Source organism: Chloroflexota bacterium, assembly GCA_035652535.1.
Classification (GTDB): Bacteria; Chloroflexota; UBA6077; order UBA6077; family SHYK01; genus DASRDP01.
The window spans coordinates 1-20,250 of sequence record DASRDP010000025.1 but is presented as its reverse complement, the minus strand read 5'-3'; the positions used below and the strand labels follow the sequence as shown (position 1 = coordinate 20,250).

16 protein-coding genes are annotated in these 20,250 nt (G+C 64.4%); 6 read left to right on the top strand and 10 right to left on the bottom strand.

Annotation, left to right across the window (positions count from 1 at the left end):
- Positions 1 to 102 precede the first annotated feature (102 nt).
- From VFC51_03640 to VFC51_03625, 4 genes are all read left to right on the top strand, one after another.
- Positions 103 to 1,227, top strand: a complete 1,125-nt coding sequence (locus VFC51_03640; protein HZT06098.1) for an ABC transporter ATP-binding protein — start codon at positions 103 to 105, stop codon at positions 1,225 to 1,227.
- Between the two features lie 45 nt (positions 1,228 to 1,272).
- Positions 1,273 to 2,244 carry a sugar ABC transporter permease gene (locus VFC51_03635; GenBank protein ID HZT06097.1) on the top strand — a complete coding sequence of 324 codons (972 nt, stop codon included), beginning with the start codon at positions 1,273 to 1,275 and terminating at the stop codon, positions 2,242 to 2,244.
- A 166-nt stretch (positions 2,245 to 2,410) separates the two neighbouring features.
- Positions 2,411 to 3,172: a carbohydrate ABC transporter permease gene (locus VFC51_03630; GenBank protein ID HZT06096.1), complete on the top strand. Its 762-nt coding sequence runs from the start codon at positions 2,411 to 2,413 to the stop codon at positions 3,170 to 3,172.
- A 2-nt stretch (positions 3,173 to 3,174) separates the two neighbouring features.
- Positions 3,175 to 4,500, top strand: coding sequence for an ABC transporter substrate-binding protein (locus VFC51_03625; protein HZT06095.1), 1,326 nt, complete (start codon positions 3,175 to 3,177; stop codon positions 4,498 to 4,500).
- A 56-nt stretch (positions 4,501 to 4,556) separates the two neighbouring features.
- Here the strand turns inward: VFC51_03625 and VFC51_03620 are convergent, their stop codons facing one another.
- From VFC51_03620 to VFC51_03575, 10 genes are all read right to left on the bottom strand, one after another.
- Positions 4,557 to 6,239: a peptide ABC transporter substrate-binding protein gene (locus tag VFC51_03620; protein HZT06094.1), complete on the bottom strand. Its 1,683-nt coding sequence runs from the start codon at positions 6,237 to 6,239 to the stop codon at positions 4,557 to 4,559.
- A 168-nt stretch (positions 6,240 to 6,407) separates the two neighbouring features.
- Positions 6,408 to 8,048: a hypothetical protein gene (locus tag VFC51_03615; protein HZT06093.1), complete on the bottom strand. Its 1,641-nt coding sequence runs from the start codon at positions 8,046 to 8,048 to the stop codon at positions 6,408 to 6,410.
- Positions 8,049 to 8,266: 218 nt separating this feature from the next.
- A complete protein-coding gene (locus tag VFC51_03610; protein HZT06092.1) occupies positions 8,267 to 9,880 on the bottom strand; it encodes a hypothetical protein in 1,614 nt (537 codons plus the stop codon).
- 223 nt (positions 9,881 to 10,103) lie between these two features.
- On the bottom strand, positions 10,104 to 11,078 hold the full coding sequence (locus VFC51_03605) for an ABC transporter substrate-binding protein (protein ID HZT06091.1): 975 nt from the start codon (positions 11,076 to 11,078) through the stop codon (positions 10,104 to 10,106).
- A gap of 62 nt (positions 11,079 to 11,140) precedes the next feature.
- Entirely contained in the window at positions 11,141 to 12,331 is a 1,191-nt protein-coding gene (locus tag VFC51_03600) for a Rieske 2Fe-2S domain-containing protein (GenBank protein HZT06090.1), read from the bottom strand.
- Positions 12,332 to 12,376: 45 nt separating this feature from the next.
- The gene (locus VFC51_03595) at positions 12,377 to 14,107 is read right to left on the bottom strand and encodes an ABC transporter substrate-binding protein (GenBank protein HZT06089.1); all 1,731 of its coding nucleotides are present in this window, start codon (positions 14,105 to 14,107) and stop codon (positions 12,377 to 12,379) included.
- 65 nt (positions 14,108 to 14,172) lie between these two features.
- Complete coding sequence (locus tag VFC51_03590; protein HZT06088.1) at positions 14,173 to 15,303, bottom strand: cupin domain-containing protein; 1,131 nt, start codon at positions 15,301 to 15,303, stop codon at positions 14,173 to 14,175.
- A gap of 68 nt (positions 15,304 to 15,371) precedes the next feature.
- Positions 15,372 to 16,496, bottom strand: a complete 1,125-nt coding sequence (locus VFC51_03585; GenBank protein HZT06087.1) for a cupin domain-containing protein — start codon at positions 16,494 to 16,496, stop codon at positions 15,372 to 15,374.
- A gap of 22 nt (positions 16,497 to 16,518) precedes the next feature.
- The gene (locus VFC51_03580; protein HZT06086.1) at positions 16,519 to 17,649 is read right to left on the bottom strand and encodes an amidohydrolase family protein; all 1,131 of its coding nucleotides are present in this window, start codon (positions 17,647 to 17,649) and stop codon (positions 16,519 to 16,521) included.
- 11 nt (positions 17,650 to 17,660) lie between these two features.
- Positions 17,661 to 18,833 carry an amidohydrolase family protein gene (locus tag VFC51_03575; GenBank protein ID HZT06085.1) on the bottom strand — a complete coding sequence of 391 codons (1,173 nt, stop codon included), beginning with the start codon at positions 18,831 to 18,833 and terminating at the stop codon, positions 17,661 to 17,663.
- Positions 18,834 to 18,990: 157 nt separating this feature from the next.
- Between VFC51_03575 and VFC51_03570 the strand changes: the two genes are divergently transcribed.
- Both VFC51_03570 and VFC51_03565 read left to right on the top strand, forming a co-directional pair.
- On the top strand, positions 18,991 to 19,575 hold the full coding sequence (locus VFC51_03570; protein HZT06084.1) for a pyridoxamine 5'-phosphate oxidase family protein: 585 nt from the start codon (positions 18,991 to 18,993) through the stop codon (positions 19,573 to 19,575).
- 9 nt (positions 19,576 to 19,584) lie between these two features.
- Positions 19,585 to 20,250 (top strand): LCP family protein (locus tag VFC51_03565; protein ID HZT06083.1); only part of this gene is annotated, 666 nt, incomplete at its 3' end.

Below are 20,250 nucleotides of genomic sequence, written 5' to 3'. Positions count from 1 at the left end.
CACTCCCCGGCAGTATAGAGAACTGCTCGGCACGCGCTCCGTATACTTGGGCCGGGCGGCTCATATCGCCATCGACGGAATCGTCCACAGGGGGCAGCATCGTTGGCCAGCGTACAGATGCGCGGCGTTACGAAGCGATTCGGCGTCGTAACCGCCGTCGACGACGTCTCCCTCGACGTCGAGGACGGCGAGTTCATGGTCCTCCTCGGGCCGTCGGGCTGCGGGAAGAGCACGATCTTGCGCCTGATCTCCGGCCTCGAGGAGCCCAGCGCAGGCGAGATCGTGATCGGCAACCGCCCCGTCAACGCCCTCCCGCCGCGCGACCGCGACGTCGCGATGGTCTTTCAGAATTACGCCCTCTACCCGCATATGAGCGTATACGACAACATGGCGTTCGGCCTCCGGATGCGGAAGACGCCTCGGGCCGAGATCGATCGTCGGGTGCGCGCAGCGGCGGCGATGCTGGACCTGGAGCGCTTGCTCCAGCGCAAGCCTCGGCAGCTCTCCGGCGGCGAGCGCCAGCGTGTGGCGCTCGCCCGAGCCATCGTCCGCGAGCCGCAGGTCTTCCTCATGGACGAGCCGCTCTCGAACCTGGATGCACAGCTACGCCTGCAAACACGGTCGGAGATCGTGAAGCTTCAGCGGCGCCTTGAGGCAACGGTGATTTACGTCACGCACGATCAAACAGAGGCGATGACGATGGCGGACCGGGTCGCGGTCATTCGCTCCGGCTCGATCCAGCAGGTGGACCAGCCGCAACGGATCTACGATTCCCCGTCCAACTTGTTCGTCGGCGGTTTCATCGGAAGCCCCGGCATGAACTTCTTCCCGGGGCGCGTACACGCACACGCCGGCGCTCTTCGCGCTGAGACGGACACCTTCTCAGTCCCACTCGCTCCCGGAATCGCCCGGAGCGAGGGAGACGCGGTCATCGTCGGCGTCCGCCCCGAAGCGGTCCAAGTCACGCCAAGCCAATCGTCCGGTGGTGGGAACGTTGGCCGTGCAACCGTCGACGTCGTCGAGCCGCTCGGCAGCGAGCAGCTCGTCCATCTATGCGCCGGGGATACGCGCTTCGTCGCGCGCGTCGATCCGAGGATGCGCGTCACCGTGGGTGATCACATGGCGATATCCGTCGAACCGAACCGCGCCATCTTCTTCGACCCGGAGTCTGGCGGTCGGTTGGAGTCAGGCGCGGGTAGCGGAGCGGGCGTGACCGTTCATGTGTAACGCGCGAGACGAGCGATCGCACACACGATGGCCCGGCGCTCGGCCGTGAAGCTGGCACTTCAGAGCGACGGAGCGGCGCAAGGCAGAGGGGCTTTCCAAGCGTACCTGTACGTCCTGCCGGCCTTTGTCATCCTCCTCGCCTTTCATTTCTTGCCGATCTTCTACGCCTTCTACATCAGCCTGTTCAATTGGCGTATCCAGCAAGGAGGGTTCACCGGCCTCGCGAACTACGCCAATGCGCTGACAAATCCAGAGTTTTGGGACTCGCTGAAAGTCACCGTCTACTACGCGCTGGGCGTCATCGTCGCCAACCTTGTGCTATCGACTGCGATCGGTTACGCCCTATCGCAACGCATCCGAGGCCGCGTGCTCTATCGGCTCGTGTACTTCCTTCCGTACGTCACGCCGGTCGTCGCAGCGGCGCTCGTCTGGCGATGGATCTTCCACGCCCAATACGGGATCTTGAACTTCGGGCTGGGTCTCATCGGTGTTCCCGCTCAACAGTGGCTTCTGGAGCCCCGGGGCGTCGTCGAGCTGCTTCTGCAACCCTTTGGGGTCGCGCCGCCGGCGTGGCTTGCGGGGCCGAGCCTGGCGCTCGTCTGCATCATCGTTTTCACCGTGTGGCACACCATCGGGTTTAGCATCGTCGTGGTGCTTGCAGGCCTCGCCAACATACCTGGCGAGGTCTATGACGCCGCCCGCATCGACGGCGCGGGGTCATGGGGCATCCTGCGCCACGTCACGCTTCCACTTCTCTCGCCGACCTTGTTCTTTCTCATGGTCGTTTCGACAATCGGCGCATTCCAAAGCTTCAGCAGCATTTACGTGATGACCGATCCAACCCACGGCGGTCCGCTCGGAACCACGCGGAACGCGACCATGTACATCTTCCAGAACTTCTTCGAATTCACGCGGCTCGGATACGCGTCCGCGGTCGCCTTCTTGTTGTTCTTCATCGTGCTCGGTCTCACCATCGTCCAGGTTCGGGTCCTGGGGCCCCGTGTCCACTATCAGTAAGAGGGGCACGATGCAGACCACCCTTCCCCGTGTCACGCGACGGGCCCCCAGCGGGCCAGCGGCCGTCTCTCTGTCGGTCAGCCGGTCGGGCGAGGAGCGACGCAGGCCACGCCGAGTCGTGGGCTCGTGGCTCCTGCACCTGCCCCTCATCCTGGGCGGCGCCCTCATGCTCTTCCCCTTCTACTGGATGCTGACGACGGCGCTGAAAGGTCTCGAGGAGGCAAGCGCCTTTCCGCCGACCCTTTGGCCCACTGTGTGGATGTGGGACAACTTTGGGCGCGCATGGCAGGCAGCGCCCTTTGGCCGCTACCTGCTGAACACCGTGGTCGTCGCAACCGGACAGACAGCAAGCGTGCTCGTCACCGGCTCGCTCGCCGCGTATGCCTTCGCCCGCATTCCGTTTCCGGGGAAGAATCTCCTCTTCATCTGCTTTCTCGGCACGATGATGATTCCGGTCGAAGTGCTCCTGGTGCCCGACTTCATCATTCTCAAGAACCTGGGCTGGTACGACACGTACCTGGCGCTCATCGTTCCATGGATGACGAGCGTGTTCGCCATCTTCTTGCTTCGCCAGTTCTTCCTGTCGATCCCCGACGAGCTGTGGGATGCCGCTCAGATCGACGGCTGTGGTCGCTTCGGCTTCCTCTGGCGCGTGGCGGTCCCCATGGCGCGACCCGGCCTGATCACCGTGGGCTTGCTCACCTTTCATGGAGCGTGGAACGCGCTACTCTGGCCCCTGATCGTCACCGGGAGCCCGAACATGCGGCTCCTGCAGGTGGGGCTCGCCGCGTTCCAATCGGACGCACGTGTCCAGTACCACCTCTGGATGGCGGCGGCGACGCTGACGATGGCCCCGATGCTGGCCATCTTTCTTTTCGCCCAGCGATACTTCATCGACGCGGCTTCGCGTTCGGGGCTCAAAGGCTGACCATGAGGCCGATTCGGTTCGTCGAGATGTCATTCGTGCTGGGCCTCGCCTTGCTGACGGCGTGCGGCGGCGGAGGCGGAGCGCCCGGCCAGCTTCCGACTGCGGGAAACGTCGACGCCGTGCGCATTACGCAGCCTGTCGAGCTGCTGTTCTGGCATCGACAGGTTGGAGACTCGGAAGTCCTTCAGCAGCAGATCATCGACGAGTTCATGGCGGAGAATCCAAACATTCGAATCCGGGCGGAAAGCGTCGGAGATTATGACAAGCTGTACCAGAAGACGCTCTCGGCCATCCAGGCGAACGCCGCGCCGGACCTCGTGGCCGCTTACGAGAGCCAGGCAGCCGAGTACTACGAGGCCGGCGCGCTCATCCCCTTCGACGACTACATTCATAGCGCAGCCTACGGCCTCAGCAACCAGGAGCTCCAGGACTACACGTCCTCATTCATGGAGGCGATCAAGTTCCCGCAGTACGGTGGGAAGGCACTGACGTTTCCGTACACAAAGAGCGACCTGGTGCTGTTCACCAACATGGACGTGCTCCGATCGCTGGGCTTCGATCATCCGGCCGCGACGTGGGACGAATTCATCGACCATTGTCGGAAGGCGGTCGCGGCGAGCCGCCAATGCTACGCCATGTCCATCGACGCCTCAACCTTCGACGCGATCGTCTACAGCTACGGCGGAGAGCTCGTCAGCGCGGACGGGAAAAAGACACGACTCGATGAGCCGGCGACGACAAAGACGCTGCAGCTCTACGAAACCCTTGCACGGGAAAAGCTCGCGTACCAGGTCCAGGGTACTGACGACCAGAACGATCTCCTCTCCGGCAAAGCGCTGTACATGATTCGCTCCAGCACCAACATTCCCCGGCTTAGCGCGGGCTTCGCCGACAACCACAAGTGGGAAGTCAGCATCATTCCGCAGGGCACCACCGACAAAAAGGCGACCGTGCTGTTCGGCGCAAACGTCAGCATCCTGAAGTCAACGCCGCAGAAGCAGCTCGCCGCGTGGCTATTCGTGAAGTACTTCACGAAACCTGAGGTCACCGCCCGATGGGGGCTGGACCCGTCGAACGGCTACTTCCCGGTGCGGCAGTCGGCGGTCGAGACACCGGACGCCTCTCGATATCTGAACGAGAACCCCCACTTCAAAGCGGCTCTCGACGTCGCAAAGTGGGCAAGGGTCGAGCCCAGCGTGCGCGGATGGCAAGAGGTCCGCCAGATCATCCAGGATGGGATCACCGGCATCATGACCGGCCAGCTCACCGCGGCGCAGGCGCAGCAGCAGATCGTGGAGAAGGCGAACCGCGCGCTCGCGCGTCCCTAACGGAACCTCCCCTCAGGACGCAGCCACCGCCCCGCGTCGCCCCTGGTCTCGGCCAGTTAGCCGCGCTTGTCCCAGCTCATGAGGTCCCAGTACAGTCCGGCGCCACCGCCTGGTGGGGACCCACTCCAGCCCTCACGCACCACGAGCGCCGTCACCTGGAAGTACAGGGGCAGCTCGGCGAGATCCGTGAATGCTTCTCGCACGAGGCTTGCGTGGATTTCCGCCTGCTCCTGGGCCCCGATGGTGGCGTGGAGCCGATCGAGCAGCTCGTCGAATCGCGGATTGCTGTACCCGGCGACGTTTCGCCCGCGGTAGCCGTTGGCTTCGCTGGACACGTCGGCGCTGCGCAGTCGGGCGACCGTGAAGTCCGCGATCGTCTGGTCCAACATCTGTCCGCCCGTGATGTGCGCCTGCAGGTCTCGGTCGTTTTGCAGGTACTGACGGATGTTGACGTTGATCCCAATCGCCTTCCAGTAATCGGCGACGATGGTCTGTTCCTTGACGAGCTGAAACCGGTTCCAGAGATCGAAGTCGAACCGCTCCCCCGTTGTCTGGTGGACGAGGGTCGCATCCGGCCCCTTTCCCCAGCCCGCCCGAGCCAGCAGTTGTTGCGCGCGACCGACATCGTAGTCGTAATGCGGAGCAACGTTCCGCACCACGTCCGCGAGACTGCTCGTCGGGGTGATCCAGCTGTCCGCGACCGGGGTGAGGCCATGCGTGATGGTTTCGACGAGCGCGGGCCGGTCAATGCTGCGCAGCATCGCTTCGCGCACGTCGCGCTCGGTCGCCCCGAGCTGCGGCCGCGCGACGTCCCTTCGGAACTGGGGCTCCACGGAGATCAGTCGTTCCGTTGGAACGAAGCTGACGGTATTTCTGGTCCCTGCCCAGCGATCCTTGAGCTCTAGCGCTGCGTCCACGTCGAGCGCGTCCTTGAAGTACACGACGTCGAGGCTTCCGGCCAGGAGATTGGCCAGAACCGTGTTCTTGTCCTTGATGAAGGTGAGGACGACGGTGTCGAGCGGCGGGCGGCCCAGATAGTACAGGTCGTTGCGCTCGAACGTAATGTGGGAACCTCCCACCCACTCCTTGATGCGGTACGGGCCCGTACCCACGAAGTCCTGTCGGAAGTAGGGGTTCGAGTCCAGACCTTCCCTGTCGTTGAGATAGGCGGCCTCCAGGAGGTGTCGAGGCATCGGGTCCAGGCCCGGCGCGAGATTCGCCTGGAAGTACGGCTGCGACCAGTGGACCGCGAAGGTCAGCGGGTCGATGACCTCCGCCGACGTCATGAGATCCAGCGCCACTCCGTAAAACGAAGGGAGAGACGGATCTTTGTAGGCGGTGTACGTGAAGAGGAGATCGTCGGCAGTGAAAGGGAAGCCGTCCTGCCACTTGACGTTGGGGCGGATTGACCAAATCGTATCCATCGTCCCATCGGGGTTGACCCGCCAGGTGCCCGTCTCGACCGATATCGTCTCCGCGGCGAGACGCGGGATGACCTCGCCGCGCGGGTCGATCGCCGTCAGAAACTCATTCGCGATGCCCTCGTGGCTGCCCGTCCCTCCGCGCACGCCGGGAAAATTCCCGATGACCGACGGCTCGCTGCCGACGATGTTGAGGACCTTGGGCGCCGTTGGGTTGGCTGGCTGAGATGAGGTCTGCGCACGTGGTGAATCGACCGCGCACGCCAGAAGCGCGTACGTCGTCACCGCCAAGAGCATGCTCCGAACGTAATGACCCATGGGTAAGCTCCTGATTGGTCGGGGCTTCCCAGCCGAAACGGCAAGCCAACGCCCGCGACGCGCATAGCCTGCGCGCGGCCCCCGCGGAGCGCAACACACGCGCGGGGGGCGGTCGCGCTGCCTGCGCGCGCGGAATCCGCCCCCCGCCATTGCCAGCCACGCGACTCGTTACTGAGACTGGCCTGGAATCGCGCACAGAATAGGCGCCACGCCGGCCAGGCTCGCCCCCTGCAGGTCGGCAAGACCGTAGCACGTCAGCGAACCCCCTGTCGCGTCTTGCGTGGACGTGGCCGATCCCGGAAGGACCTGAAGTCGGCTGGTTCCCAAGGGCACGACGAGGATATTGGACGCGCCCGCGACGGACTTCCATGACAGAGACGCCGTCGGTGATTGATTCAGCTGAATGGTGAATTGGTCTGGAGGCGTTCCGAACCCTGTGCCTGGCAGCTCACACAGCTCATCCGACTTCGCCGCCGTGGCTCCCAGCGCGTCGATCGACGCGAGCTGATAGCAGGCCCACGGTGTCCCGACCGGAATGCCGTCGACGAAGGCTGAAGTACTCCCCCCAGATATCTGGAGCGTCGTGACGCCAGACGGAGTGAGCCGCGACAGCTCGTAGCGAGGCTGGACGGTGGCCGGGGACCAGGTCAGGAGCGCCTCGCCCGAGCTGGTGGGCCCCTTCGCGGTGAGCGAGAAGGCCTCCCCGCCCATGGGGGCGTATATCCGTACTTCTGCGGGCTGGCCCAGGTCTGCGCGGTGCGGAAGCACCACGAAGTTGTTAGAGGAATCAACCGCCACCGAGGCGGCGCGGTTTGTTCCAGTGGGAATATTGGCGACAAACGTGCCCGTCAGCGCATCGATGATTCCGAGCACGGGTGTATTCGGTCCGCCAACAAGGCCCGTCGACGTCCACCCTGTCGCGCCAAGGTAGTAGCGGTGGTCACCCGGGTTGTACCAGACTTCGTCGGGCGCGCCGGTCTGGGTGATGGTCCGCAACACCGTACCCGTGGTAAGGCTGATAATCTGTGAGTTGATCTGAGTCCCGGGCGCCGAATGGTTGCAGCCAAGGAGCGCCGTCTCGGAGGGGCCGATCGCGAGCCCATTCGGACCGCAGTTTTGCAGCCCATAGGTTGCTTCGATCTGCATCGTCAGCGGGTCGATTCGGTCGAGCTCGCCGCCCGGATTTGCGACCGTCGCTGGGATTGCCTGGAAGAACTTGTGGAGCCCCGTGTCGTATTGGGGCTGCTCGACCCCATTTGTGGCCTGCGGCAGCGGAATGTGACCCAGGACGGCGAACGTTTGCGCATTCACGAAGGTGAGGAACGGGGGGTTATCGGCATCGTTCGCCACGAGAATGATGCGGTGCTCGGGATCGTACGCCAGCTCGTCCGCTCGCTTGACGCCGCCGGTCGGGATGGAGTGGGTGATCGCTTGGGTTCCGAGATCCACAACCTTCAGCGTGCTATCGCCATCGCCGGCCCACACTTCGTTGAGATCTGGCGCCGCGACGACGCCATTCGGGCCGCCGGTATTGTTCGGCAATGGCCCTGCGAAGCCCTTGATCGTGCCCAGGTACCGCGCGTTGTTCGTGTCGATGATCGTAATCCCCTTGTTGTCCCGATCAGCGATGAAGGCGCGGTGCGACGGAGAGTCCACCCAGGTGATGTCGAAGCTCCAGTTGTTCGACAAGCCCGGCACCGAGACGAGCCTGACGATCCCGTCGGGCGCCGCTGCTGCCGGAAAGATGTTGACGAGAGACACCGTCGCGACGAGGAACACCCCGAGAAGCGCCCTTCGCGCAAATTGCATGACTGCTCCTTTCACGGATCTGCTGCGACCTGTTCTTCTGCCGACCCAGGATGCCGTCTGCGGCTCCTCTTCTGTCGACCTCGTGACTTGCTCCCGTGGACCCAATTGGAGCGTGCCCATCGAGGCCCTGAACCGTCGTGCAGGCCTCTTCGTTGAATAGCCCGGCCGGTTGCGGGGTGACGAGCACGCCGCGGCGTGCTCGTCACCCCGCCCGTTCGTTAGTGTCTCGAGCTGCGCGAGTCCGTTGCGACGGTCGCGGCGCCGCCGATTGCGCACACGCCGTCGCTCATGCTCGTCGTCGAACCCCGACCGATGACGACGTAACAGTCCGCGCCGGACAGGGCGTCCGTCGCCGTGAGCTGTCCGGGCGTCAATACCTGAACGCGCCCGGATCGAAGCTCGGCGAAGAGGTAGCTCGTGACCCCCGGCGCCGCTCCCCATGATACCGTCGCGACCGACCCCTGGTGCAGCACGATACTGATTGGCATTGGGGCCGTCAGGGGGCTCGGCGACGCGATATTCGTCACCACGCACTCGATATCCGATTGCGCGATGACCGCGCTCGTGGCGCCCAGCGCTTGAAGCTGATAGCACGCCAGGTTCGTCCCCGCGGGCAGCGTGTCGGTGGCCGAGGTAGACAGTACCGCGGGGCTGGCGACGAGGGATGTACCAGAGGCCGTGAAGCGGTTGATCCGCAAGCTCGAGTCACCGAGCCCGCCGGTCCAGCTCAGCGAGACGGAGCCTGCGCCGCTGCTGGTAACCGTGAAGTCTTTGCCGGCCGGAGCCGATGGCTCGTAGCCGAAGAGGCAGATGCTGAGGCACTCCCCGCCGAGGGCCGGCGCGGTCGCGACATAGACGACTCCGTTCGCATCGGCGGCAGCCTGCGTCTCGGAGCCCGGGTCGATGTCGAAGGTATTGAGCAATTGATGGGTGCTCGCGTCGATCACCGCCATCACGGCCACCGATGCGCCGTTACGCGTGATATGTCCGGGCGCATAGTAGCGGTTGTTCTTCGCGTCATAGGTCGGCTGGTCGGTATCGCTGATGGCGCTCGGATCGAAGTGGGCAACGATCGAGAGTGTCGCCAGATTGACGATCACCCCGCCCGCCGTGCAGCCCAGGTAGAACTCCGACCCCGGCCCCTGCGCATAACCGTGCCCGCTGCAGCCGGGAACGCTGAGGGTTTGCACGATCGACCGCGTTGTTGCGTCGACCACGAGGATCTGGTTCGGCGCCGAGACGTAGTACTTCCCGTTGAAGAACCGCGGCTCCTCAGGACTCACCGTCTGGAACTGGCCCAGGAGCGTGCTTCCTGCTGGATCAACATGGATGAACGAGAGCTGCGGAGGCGTTCCCTTGCTTCCAACCACAAGAATGTGGGTCGCGGGATCATACCCTGCCAGATCCGCGATGCTGGCGCCGCCCACCGTCACATCGCTCTCGGCCAGAGTCTGGAGATTGATGATGGCGACGTTCTTGTTGGATAAGGGGACCATGAGCACGCCGAGATTGTCGTCGGTGATGGCGTCGTGGGGCGAGTCGGGCACGGTGATCCGTCCCACCATCTGCTGACCGACGCTGTTGAATACGTCGACGGACTTGTTCGCGCCGTCGGTCAGGTAGATGAGTCGGGTCACCGGGTCGTACCGAATGAAGTCGGTGCTCAATCCGGTCCCGCGGGGATTGGCCAGGTTGAGCGGAAGACCGGGCATGTTGATCTTGACGGACGGTTTCAGCACCGTAGGCCCTGCCGCCGAGGCGCTCCGGGCCTGCGGGAGTATCAACGCCAAACCAAAGATCGCCGCCAGTAGGGACCGGAAGACACTACGCATGGTACTCCTCCTCCTCCATCCTGTCTCGTGCGATCACGAGGGGCACGCCTCCCTGAGCGCGGAGCAAGGGAGACAGGTGCATGCCGCACGGATCTAACCTACTCCGCGGCGTTCGTCACGTCAAAACATGTGGAGAGAAAAATCCACGCGGGGACAAATATTGACAGGTATCTACCGTACCAACGCCCGCTACCCGGCGCGGCACATGTGGAATGTCGGGCGCTCAGTGCTCGACGAACACGTCGACGGTTTCGCGCGCGAACATCTCTTCCACCGAGACTTTGCGCGCGCTCAGCCCCTGCTCGTAGGAGTACTGCGTTGCCGCTTCGAGCGTCGTCCGGTTCGGCTCTAGCCCGTAGGGATACGGGTCCGCCCCGAAGATTGCGCGCGTCCGGTCCTGTTCGACGCTGAGCCATGGGAGAGAATAGATGCCGGAGACGTCGCGCATGCGGGCATACGCGTGTGCCTTGGATGCCTCAAACGCGTCGAGGAGCGCCTTGGCGACCCATCGGTTGCGCTCGTAGATCTCTCGCTTCATGGCGACGACGTGCATGATGGGGAAGATTCCGGTGCGCCGATAGTAGTCCGCCTCGACGTCGCGTACCTCCGAAAAGAGCCGACGCACGCCCGGAGAGTCGCTTCCCGCCGCCCGAGGCGCGCGCGTCCCCATCGTCCCGTCCAGCTGGCCGCGCGCGAGCATCTCCTCCCAATTGGCAGATTGGGCGTCGCTGATCCGGATCTTCGGTGAGAGGTTGAGCTCCACCCGCTCTACGCGGGTTCGGTACCAGTCGATCTCCTCGGGCAGAACGCCGTAGTCGTGCTGGAGCATGCCGCGAATGTAGAGCATGGCGGTCATGTGGTACTCGGGAATCGCGATTCGCTTTTCCCGCAGGTCAGTTGGTGTGATGATTCCCGCGTCGTCTCGCACCCAGATAAATGCATGACGAAAGAGGCGCAGCGGGAAGACGGGAATGGCCACGAACCGGTCGTCGCCCCGCGAAAGCCCGATGATGTACGCCGACATGGTCAGCTCCGACACATCGAACTCGTCGTGGCGCACCTGCCTCCAGAAGATCTCGCCTGGCGGCTCGATTCGCAGGTAGTTCAGGTCGACGCCTTCGATGGCGACGGTCCCGTCCATGAGGGCCTGGGTGCGATCGTAACCGCCGCAGGCGAGCGTCAGCGCCAGCTTGCCCATCGCTCCCCTCCGCCCACGGAACGCGCGGCTGGAAATCCCGCGCAAAGCACCCTGGGCGCCCCTCAGCGCACCGGAGCGCTGTAGGGCTCGTGCCCGCGCCGGCGGGCGGCCTCACTCCACTCCACCATCTGCGCCGTGTGGTTCGTGTCGATCATGTGGAGGTTGGGATCCCTCACGATGCCGATGGGATCCTCGCCCCGCTGGACTTTCTCGATCTCCCGACGGAGCATCTGTCGCAGCATCACGATTCCGCGGTCCGAGGTCGCCAGTCGCTCCACGGAGCGGTCCGCGATTGGGCCCTGCGACTCCCAGGCCATGTGGTCCTGCGGCTGAACGTCGTCCATCGTGTACCGCGTCCATGGATAGCGCGCGGCCGCCGGCTCCTTGTACGGGCCGAGGTACTCCACCGGCAGCTCGTCCCCGTCCTCTACGATGCTGCCGTCCTCGCTTGGCTCGAAATTCACGAAGACGACCCACGTGTGGGTATCGTCGATGGGAACCCGGATCTGGGTATCGTTTCCGTGTCGCAAGATGTTCGGAAAGATCAGGGGATGCTCGTCCAGGTGCCCGTTGCGGGAGACTCGTTTCTTCATGATGCCGATGGGCAGCTCGGTGAAGTCGAAATACTCGACCTCGTCGGTCTTTCCCCGGGTCGTGTTCGCGATGGTGAGCCCGCGGCGGCGAGCGGTCACGTCGGCGTGCAGGATTCGCGAGTGGCTCGGGTCGACGGAGTTCTCCATCGGCTGGAGCCAGTTGCAGTCGAGCTGAGGCTGGACGTAGAGGCGATGGGTGCCATCCTTTCGGACCCAGATGTCGTACGGGGGGATGAGCGGCGCGGGCTCCGGCCCGAGATACGCCCAGTAGAGGCCGAGGAATTTCTGGACCGGATAGGCGCGATGTTTCACAGTCAAGTGAAACATGCTGCCGGACGGCTCCGCGGGCGTTTCCAGGCAATTGCCCTTCGTGTCGTAGAGCCAGCCGTGATAGGCGCAGGCGATCCCCCGCTCCTCCACGCGGCCGTACAGCATCGAGGCACCGCGATGCGAGCAATGGTCGGCAATGAGTCCCACCATGCCGCGCTTGTCACGAAAGAGAACGAGATCCTCTCCCAGCACGCGGACGAACGTGGTCGGCCGTTCGTCGGAAAGCTGCTGCGCGACGGCGATCGGGAGCCAGTAGCGGCGGAACAACTCGCCGGCGGGCGCCCCGGGGCCGACCCGGGTCAGCAGTTCGTTCTCTTCAGCCGTCAACATCGATTTCTCTCCTCTCTCGCCGCCGCCTTCGGAGGGACGCCCGCCCTACGCGGCCACGTTTTTCACGTCCCACTGCTCGGCGTTCCACGGCAGGTCCGCGTCTCCGGTCCGCTTGTTCGCCACACCCGTGATGCGATTCGCGATCACGATGGCCTCGGTGTTGTACCAAAGCCCGAGAATGATCACGCGGTCGGTCATGTGGTGCACGATCTGCCGTAGCCATCCAACTCGCTCAGCCAGCGGAATCGTGGTCATATAGGCATCGACGAGCGCATCGAACTCGGGATTGATGTACCGCGAGCGGTTCGCTCCGCTGAAGTGGTTCTCCGGTAACGGCGCATCGCTGCTGGCGTACCGATCAACACGCCCCAGATCGTTGGGGAGGCGCCACAGACGTAAGCCTGGATAGGTTGCGTTGTATTCGCGGTCGTTGCGCTGCGCCTGCGGAATGAGATAGGGCTCCGCCGCGATTCCGAACCGCTTGTACGCGTCGGCCGCAGAGATGACACCGGACTCCTGCGTGTCGTCCCCGCCGCTCGTGCGCACCTCGAGCGAGAGCTGCTGGCCGACAGCGTCGCGGTAGATCCCGTCACCAGCCTTCGCATACCCCAGTCCTTCGATGAGCTGCGTTGCGCGGCGCGGGTCATACGGATACTTCACGACGCTGTCCTCGATCTCTGGGTAGACGGACTCGTTGGGATTGACGAAGCTATGCGCGACCGGAACGAGCCCGTATTGGAGCGTTTCGACGAGCTGTTCGCGATCCAGGCCGTACAGAAGCGCGCGGCGGAAATCCACGTCCGAGAGCACCGCGGGGCTGGGATTCAGGAGCTGCGGGTAGAGCGCGATCCAGTCCGTGAATCCCACGTCGATCCGGCCGTCGCGCCACGAGTCACGAAGCTGCATCGCCTGCTGGAGCGAGATGTTTCGCCCCATGGTCAGCTCGACGGTGCCGGCCAGGACGTTGGCGACGAGCGCGTTCGGATCGGGGATGAAGCGCACTTCGATCTCATCGAGGTGTGGACGCCCGAGAACGTACGCGTCGTTCGCCTCCATAATCAGGTGGCTCCCGCGCACCCACTCCCGCAGGCGAAACGGTCCCGCGCCGACGAAATCGGTCGTCCAGTACGGCGCCTGAAACACCGACGTCTTATCCTCGGCGCTCTGCAAGATCGGCTCGAGCAGATGGCGCGGTCGCGGCGAGATCGTCGACAGGCCGAAAAGGTGGTCCGCCTGGATGTAGGGGCGCGCCCACGCCACCCGCACGGTCTGCGCATCCAGCGCGTCGACCGCGGCGACCGGCTCGATCGCCGGATCGTGAAAGAAGGTCAGATCCCTGTCTTGCGCCAGACCGGCGGTGAAGAGGATGTCATCGCTCGTAAGCGGCAATCCGTCGTGCCATTGGGCGCCGCCGCGGATCTTCCACACGGTCTCCATCGTGCCATCGGGGTGCACGGTCCAGAACCCGTTCTCAACCGACGGAACGCGCTCGGCGAGCTGTGGGCGGAGGTCGCCATGATCGTCGGTGACCGTGAGGCCGGCATCGAGCAGCCCAGTCATCGCGTCACCGCCGGGAATCGTCCCGGACCCGGCGAGAATGAAGTGGGCGCTGATCGTGGGCGGGTCGCTCATGATCGCCGCGACGATTCGCTTCGGCCCGGTCGCGGATGGGGACGTGGCGTCAGCTCGCGACGGGTCCCTTGCCGGTCGGCTCCCGCAGCCGAGGGTGGCGGCAATGGTGACCGCAGCGCACAGCAACACGAACCGACGACCCAAGGGCCACTCCCGTGTCGTATTCCCTTGGCTGAGCATTGGCCGGCGCCCAGCCCAGCCGATTGCGGTCAGTCGCCCTCGCCGTAGTCCCATTTGTAGTCGCGATCGCGATAGGCCTCGTTCGGCATCAGACTCGAGAGGCCGCGGGCCTTCAGCTCCGTTTCGAACTTGTTGCGGATGAAGGGATCCTCGTCCGGGTACTCGATCTGATCCCGCGCCAGGTCCTCCACCCGCTCGCTCCGGCCCGCCACACCACGGGGCGCGTGGAAGGCGAGGTATCGCGCATAGGTCGCGCCCAGATTGAAGTGCTGATGGAACCAGCGGTTCGGCGGTACGAAGACGCTGCCCTCGTGCCAGGGCACCACCACTTTCTCCTTACCCTCTTCCCACATGATGGAGTAGCCTTCGCCACCCGGGATGATGATGACGACGCCCGGTCCATGGCGATGGCCCTTCTTGTACGTCCGCGATGGAAATACGGACATGTGGCTCCACATGGTGGAGTTGGCGAACTGGATGCCCACGCGAAGCCCCCCGGCGCCGCGCTCCTCATACGTGTGGAGTCTGTCCCACGCCCGCATGTCGGGGAAGAAGTTGCCATACCAGATCACGCGCCCCGTTCTGGACCCCTCCGGAACAAAGGACTTCGCCTCCGAGTAGTAATCCTCGCCCGACGAGATCTTCGGATCGATGTAGGTGTTGGCGAAGTAGAAGCCGGGGTCTGGGACGATGTTCATCGCGATGGGCAGGTAGTTGTAGTGGAGCAGGCGCGCAGGCTGATTGCCCTGCGTGCTGCTGATCTGATACGTGGTCCCCCGGGGAACGAGAAACATACTGTGCTTTTGCCACTCGAACGTCTTCTTCGGACCTCCCTCGCCGGCCCACACAGTCGTCAGCCCGCGGCCTTCGACCACGTAGATGACCTCGTCCAGGGCGAACTTCAGGGGCGGCAGCGTGGTGCCCGGCGCGATCTCGGTGATGCGCGCCTCGCTCACGCCCTCCTGTCCCGCGAGGACGAGGAAGGCAGCGTTACATTCCCGTTCGGGCCACGGGCCCAGCTCGATGGTCCGCGCGTCCTCGATATAGTAGCCCCGATGGATCGGCACACCGGTGGACGCGATCCATTGTTCGTAGGGCGTCCGGCTCTGCCCACCAGAGGCCGTGACGTATGGCTGCGGCGCGGTAGTCTCAATTGCCATGAACGATCAACTCCTTCGGGATCTCCCAACGCACGTTGACAATAGCCCGGTCCATCGGAACGCGCAAGTCAGTCTCCATCGTCGCCATAGTCCCACGCGTAGTCCGGGTCGCGATAGGCCTCGGGTGGAACGTCGGAGGTGAGTCCCTGCTTCGCCAGCTCCTCCTCGAATTTCTGCCGAATCCACGGCTCCTCCTCCGGGTACGAGATCTGTAGGTCCTCGATGCGATCGCCTTTCCCCGCGAGGATGCGTGGCGGTCCGAAGGCGATGTATCGGGCGGGTGACACGCCGACGTTGAAGTGCTGGTGGTACCAGCCTTCCGGCGGCGTGAACACCGTCCCCTCTTGCCAATTCACGATGGTCTTCTCGCCGCCGGGCGGCCACAGGATCGTATAGCCCTCGCCAGACGGAATCACGATCACCCGACCGGGGCCGTGTCGGTGCGCCATCTTGTACCGACGGGGCGGGAAGACGGACATGTGGCCACCCTTCCCGGTCTTCGACCGGAAATACACCGTCGTCCCGCCGGCGCCCCGCGTGCGGTAGGGCTCGAGCTTGTCCCAGGTCGCCATGTCAGGGAAGAAATTGCCGATCCACAGGTTCCGCAGGCCTGCGCGATTGCCCAACGGGTGCGTCACGACCGCGCTCGAATAGGGACTGTCGTTCTCGCCGTACAGGATGCTGAGGTCGACCCTCGGGTTATCGAGGAAGAAATCGAGGTCTGGGAGCGCCTGGAGCGCGAGGGGAAGATAGTTCGTGATGAGCAGCCGCGCAGGCTCGGCTCCGTGGGCGTTGGCGAGCTGATACGTGTAGTTTGGCGGCACCATGAAGATGCTGTGCGCGCCCCATTCAAAGGAGCGCTTTGGCAGTCCCTCAGCTCCCCACACGCTGCAGAGCCCGCGCCCGTTTACGACGTAGACCAGCTCCTCCAGAGCGAGCCGCGACGGCGTCAGTGTCCGACCGGGCGGGATCTCGACGATTCGCGCCTCGTGGATGTCCTCCATGCCCTTCAACATGAGGAAAGCGGCGTTGCAGCCCCGCTCGGGCCATGGCCCTAGCTCAACGGTCGCCAGGTTGTCGACGTGATGGCCTCGATGGATCGGCAGACCAAGGCGGGCGATCCAGCTTTCGTACGCCGACCGCGGATTCCATGAGCTCTTCTCGACGGTTGATTGCTGCGTGATTGCGGCCATGGATTTCCCCCGTTCACAGTGTCTACAGGCGGTAGATGGCGGCGGCATTCCCCCACAGGATTCGGCGGCGCTCGTCTTCCGGCACCTCCGCCATGGCGCGCGCGACGAACTCCCGCGTGTTCGGCCACGTTGACGTGGTAAGCGGAAAGTTCGTCGACCACATAATGTTCTCCACGCCGATGTGCTGGCGCGTCCTGACGGCCGCGCGATCGTACCAGCCGGTGACCGCGCACTGCCGGTGGAACATCCCCGACGGATTCAGCTCGTAGCCCTCGCGATCAACGCGGTCCTCCCGAAACTGGTGGTCGGTGAACTCGAGGAGATAGGCCACCCAGCCGAGGGCGCTCTCGGCGAAGACTACGCGCAGCGCGGGGTGCCGGAGCAAGATGCGAGAGATCAGGAAGTTCACCATGACCGGGATGTGACTCGCGGGGCGCGTGATGGCGCGAAAGGCGCCGGCGAGGCGCGGAGCGAGGCGCGGGTCCGGGCTGATCTGGATGGGGCCGGGGGCGCCTGCGTGGAAACAGACCGGAAGCGCGCGCTCCGCGCACGTGGCCCAGAATGGGTCCCATGCAGCGTCATTCAGGTGAGGGACGCCCGTCTCAAAGCTCGGGATCGCGGGGAGTACAACGCCGCGATGCCCTTTGTCCGCGGCGCGGACCACCTCGTCCACGGCGTCCGGCACGCTCGTGAGGGGCACGAGACACTGGGCGATGAACCGCGAGTCGAACGCTGCCCACTCGTCCACGAGCCAGTCGTTGTACGCGCGGATGCAGGCGAGCTGCAGGTCGCGATCGCGGATCGCCGTGAGCGTCTCGCCGGCTACGCCCGCGGCCGTCGGATACAGCACGGAGCAGTCGACGCCGTCCCGGTCCATCGCTTCCAGGCGCCGCCTTGGCACGAAGTATGATTCGGGCACGTCCTCCCATCGGAGCGGACTCCCTGCCCGGTCAGCGAGAGCCGCGCCCAGCTCAGCAGGTCCCCCGAGCGGTGCCCGCCGGCCGTCGACGACCCAGCACTCGGACCCGTCCGTCTGCGCCTCGATGCGGGGCACGCGGTCACCCCAGATTGCGCGCGACAGCCGCGCTGTCCACAGATCGGGCGGCTCCTGAACGTGGTCATCGGCGCTGATGAGCCCGAACCTGAGATCCACGCTGCCGGCTCCTACTCGATGTCCAGCTTATAAAGGCGGGCGGCGTTTTCCCACCGCATCTTCCGCTGCTCCTCGGCCGGCACGTCGACGAGCACGCGCTCGACCCAATCCCGGGACTCCGGGTAGGTGGAGGTGACGTGGGGGTAGTCGGACTCCCACATGATGTTGTCGACGCCGATGAAATCGCGGAGCTCGACGCCCGCCCGCTCGAACCAGAAATCGGCGAAGATCTGGCGGCGAAACACCTCGCTCGGCCGCGTCTCCAGCCCGTCGCGCCAGAGCTGTCGTCGCTCCCACTCGTGGTCGCAGCTCTCGAGCACGTACGTGAGCCAGCCCATGCCCGTCTCGGCGCACACCCACTTCAAGCCCGGGTACCGCTCGAGACGACCCGAAAACAGCAGATTCGAGATCATCGTCGCGGGCGTAACGCACAACCGAGCCGTCAGCGCCGTGTGAGCCTGGGCGCGGTTGTACCCTTCCCAAAGGGGAACCGCCAGCTCGCTGATGAGGCCCCCGGATCCGTGCCAGCTGATGGGTACGCCCAGGTCCTGACAGCACGCCCAGAAGGGATCCCAGAACGGATCGTTCGTCCGTGGGACGCCGGGAATGGTGATCCCCGGCTCGGTCAGCATGATGACGCCCCCGGCGCCCTTCCGGACCGCGTCGGTCACCTCCGCTACGATCGTCTCAATGGAATTCCGGTAGGGGATCAGCGCCAGGGGAATGAAGCGATCGCTCACACGCCGGAACTCACAGATCGCGTCGTTGTACGCGTGGACGCAATCCAGCTCGAAGACAGGGTCGTCTGTGGGAAAGCTAAAGCTCGCGATGGGATTGTTGGGGTAGAAGACCTCCGCGTCGACGCCATCTTCGTCGAGGGCACGCAGCCGTTCGACCGGGTCGTAGACCTTCTTCGGGACCTCTTCCCAGCGCTGCGGATGTGTGCGGCGGGACGGATCGCTCATCGCCGCGGGACAGTTCACGATTCCCCCGGCGAAGGGACCCGGCCCCTGGATCTTCCCGTTCACGGACCAGCGGTGGACGCGGTCGCCTCGTCCGTTGTCGACTTCAACCACCTGCGGAATTCGGTCGCCCCACCGCGCGGCGGACATCCGACTGGTGAAGGCCTCACGATCGAGCTGACCGTGGGAATCGCAGCTAATCAGTCCGTGCTTGATCTGCATCACGCGCCCCCGCACATTGGCCTACGGGCCGCGGCAGCCGGTTCGAAGCGGCCGCGGTGCCTCGCAAGTATGCCAGAGGTCCCGATTGGGCGAAATGGCTCCGATAATGCTGGCAGGGTTGATAGAATCGAACCGGCGCGGGGAGGAAGGTGGCGGAATGACTGAGCTGCGCGATCCGGCGTTCGACAACCGATTTACCCGGTCATTCGGATTCCCGATCGAGAAGATCCAAATGAAGGTGACGGACTACCTCCCGGAGCGCATCAAAGCCTTCATCCGTCAATCGCCCTTCATCGTCATGGCGACCAGCAGCAGTGATGGGCGGTGTGACGCATCGCCGAAAGGCGGAAAGCCGGGCTTTGTCCGAATCTTGGACGACCGGCACCTGCTGGTCCCCGACATCGAGGGAAACAAGCTGTTCCAGTCATACCTGAACATGGACGACAACCCGCACGTCGGCTTGATCTTCCTGATCCCGGGCATCTCGGAGGTTGTTCGGGTCAATGGGCGGGTGCGGATCGTGGAACGTGACGAGTTGGGTCGACTCGCCGTGGAGGATGAGGTCTACAATCCCGACCTGAGCCGAAGCGTTCTGCAGGGCATCGTGGTCGAGGTGGAGGAAGCCTACGGCCATTGCCCGCGCGCGCTGAACTACTCGGACCTCTGGAACGTCGACAGGATCCAGGCTCGAAAGGCAAGCGGAAGGCACCCTCTCCGCGACGATGCCGCCACTCCCGCCTAGCGCTCCCGGATGCGTCTGATCGTCAGCCGCGCCCTCTGGGTGGTCCTGGGTGTCGCGTACGTCGCATACGTAGGCGGCGGCCTGTCGATCGGGGGCACGGCCTTCGCGAGTGCGCTGCGCACCGTCGCGCTGAGCGCGCCCGCCGCCGCGCTTTCGACCAGCCCGCACGTCGCGTTCGACGTGTCGAACGTGCGCGACCCGTCGAAGCTGATCCGCGACGCGCCACTCTTCTGGATTCCGGACTGGACCGGCACCGATCGGATCAACATCCTGCTCATGGGTGTCGATCAGCGCGAGGACGAGCGCGCGGCCGGGATCCCGACGCGAACGGACACGATGAGCGTCCTTTCCATCGATCCGGTGCGGAAAAACGCCACCCTGATCTCGTTTCCGCGCGATCTCTGGGTGCCAATCCCCGGCCTCGGCGAGCAGCGAATCAACGAAGCGTACCCGTTCGGCGAGCTGCGCCACCTCGAGGGGGGCGGCGCTGGGCTCGCGGAGCGGACCATGGAGCAGAACTTCGGCCTGCACATCTCCCACTACGCGCTGGTCAACTTCACCGGCTTCCAGGAGCTGATCAACATGGTGGGCGGCGTCGTCATCGACGTTCCCAGGCCCATTGTGGACGATGCCTACCCCACAGAGGACTACAGCATTCAGCGGCTGTATTTTGCT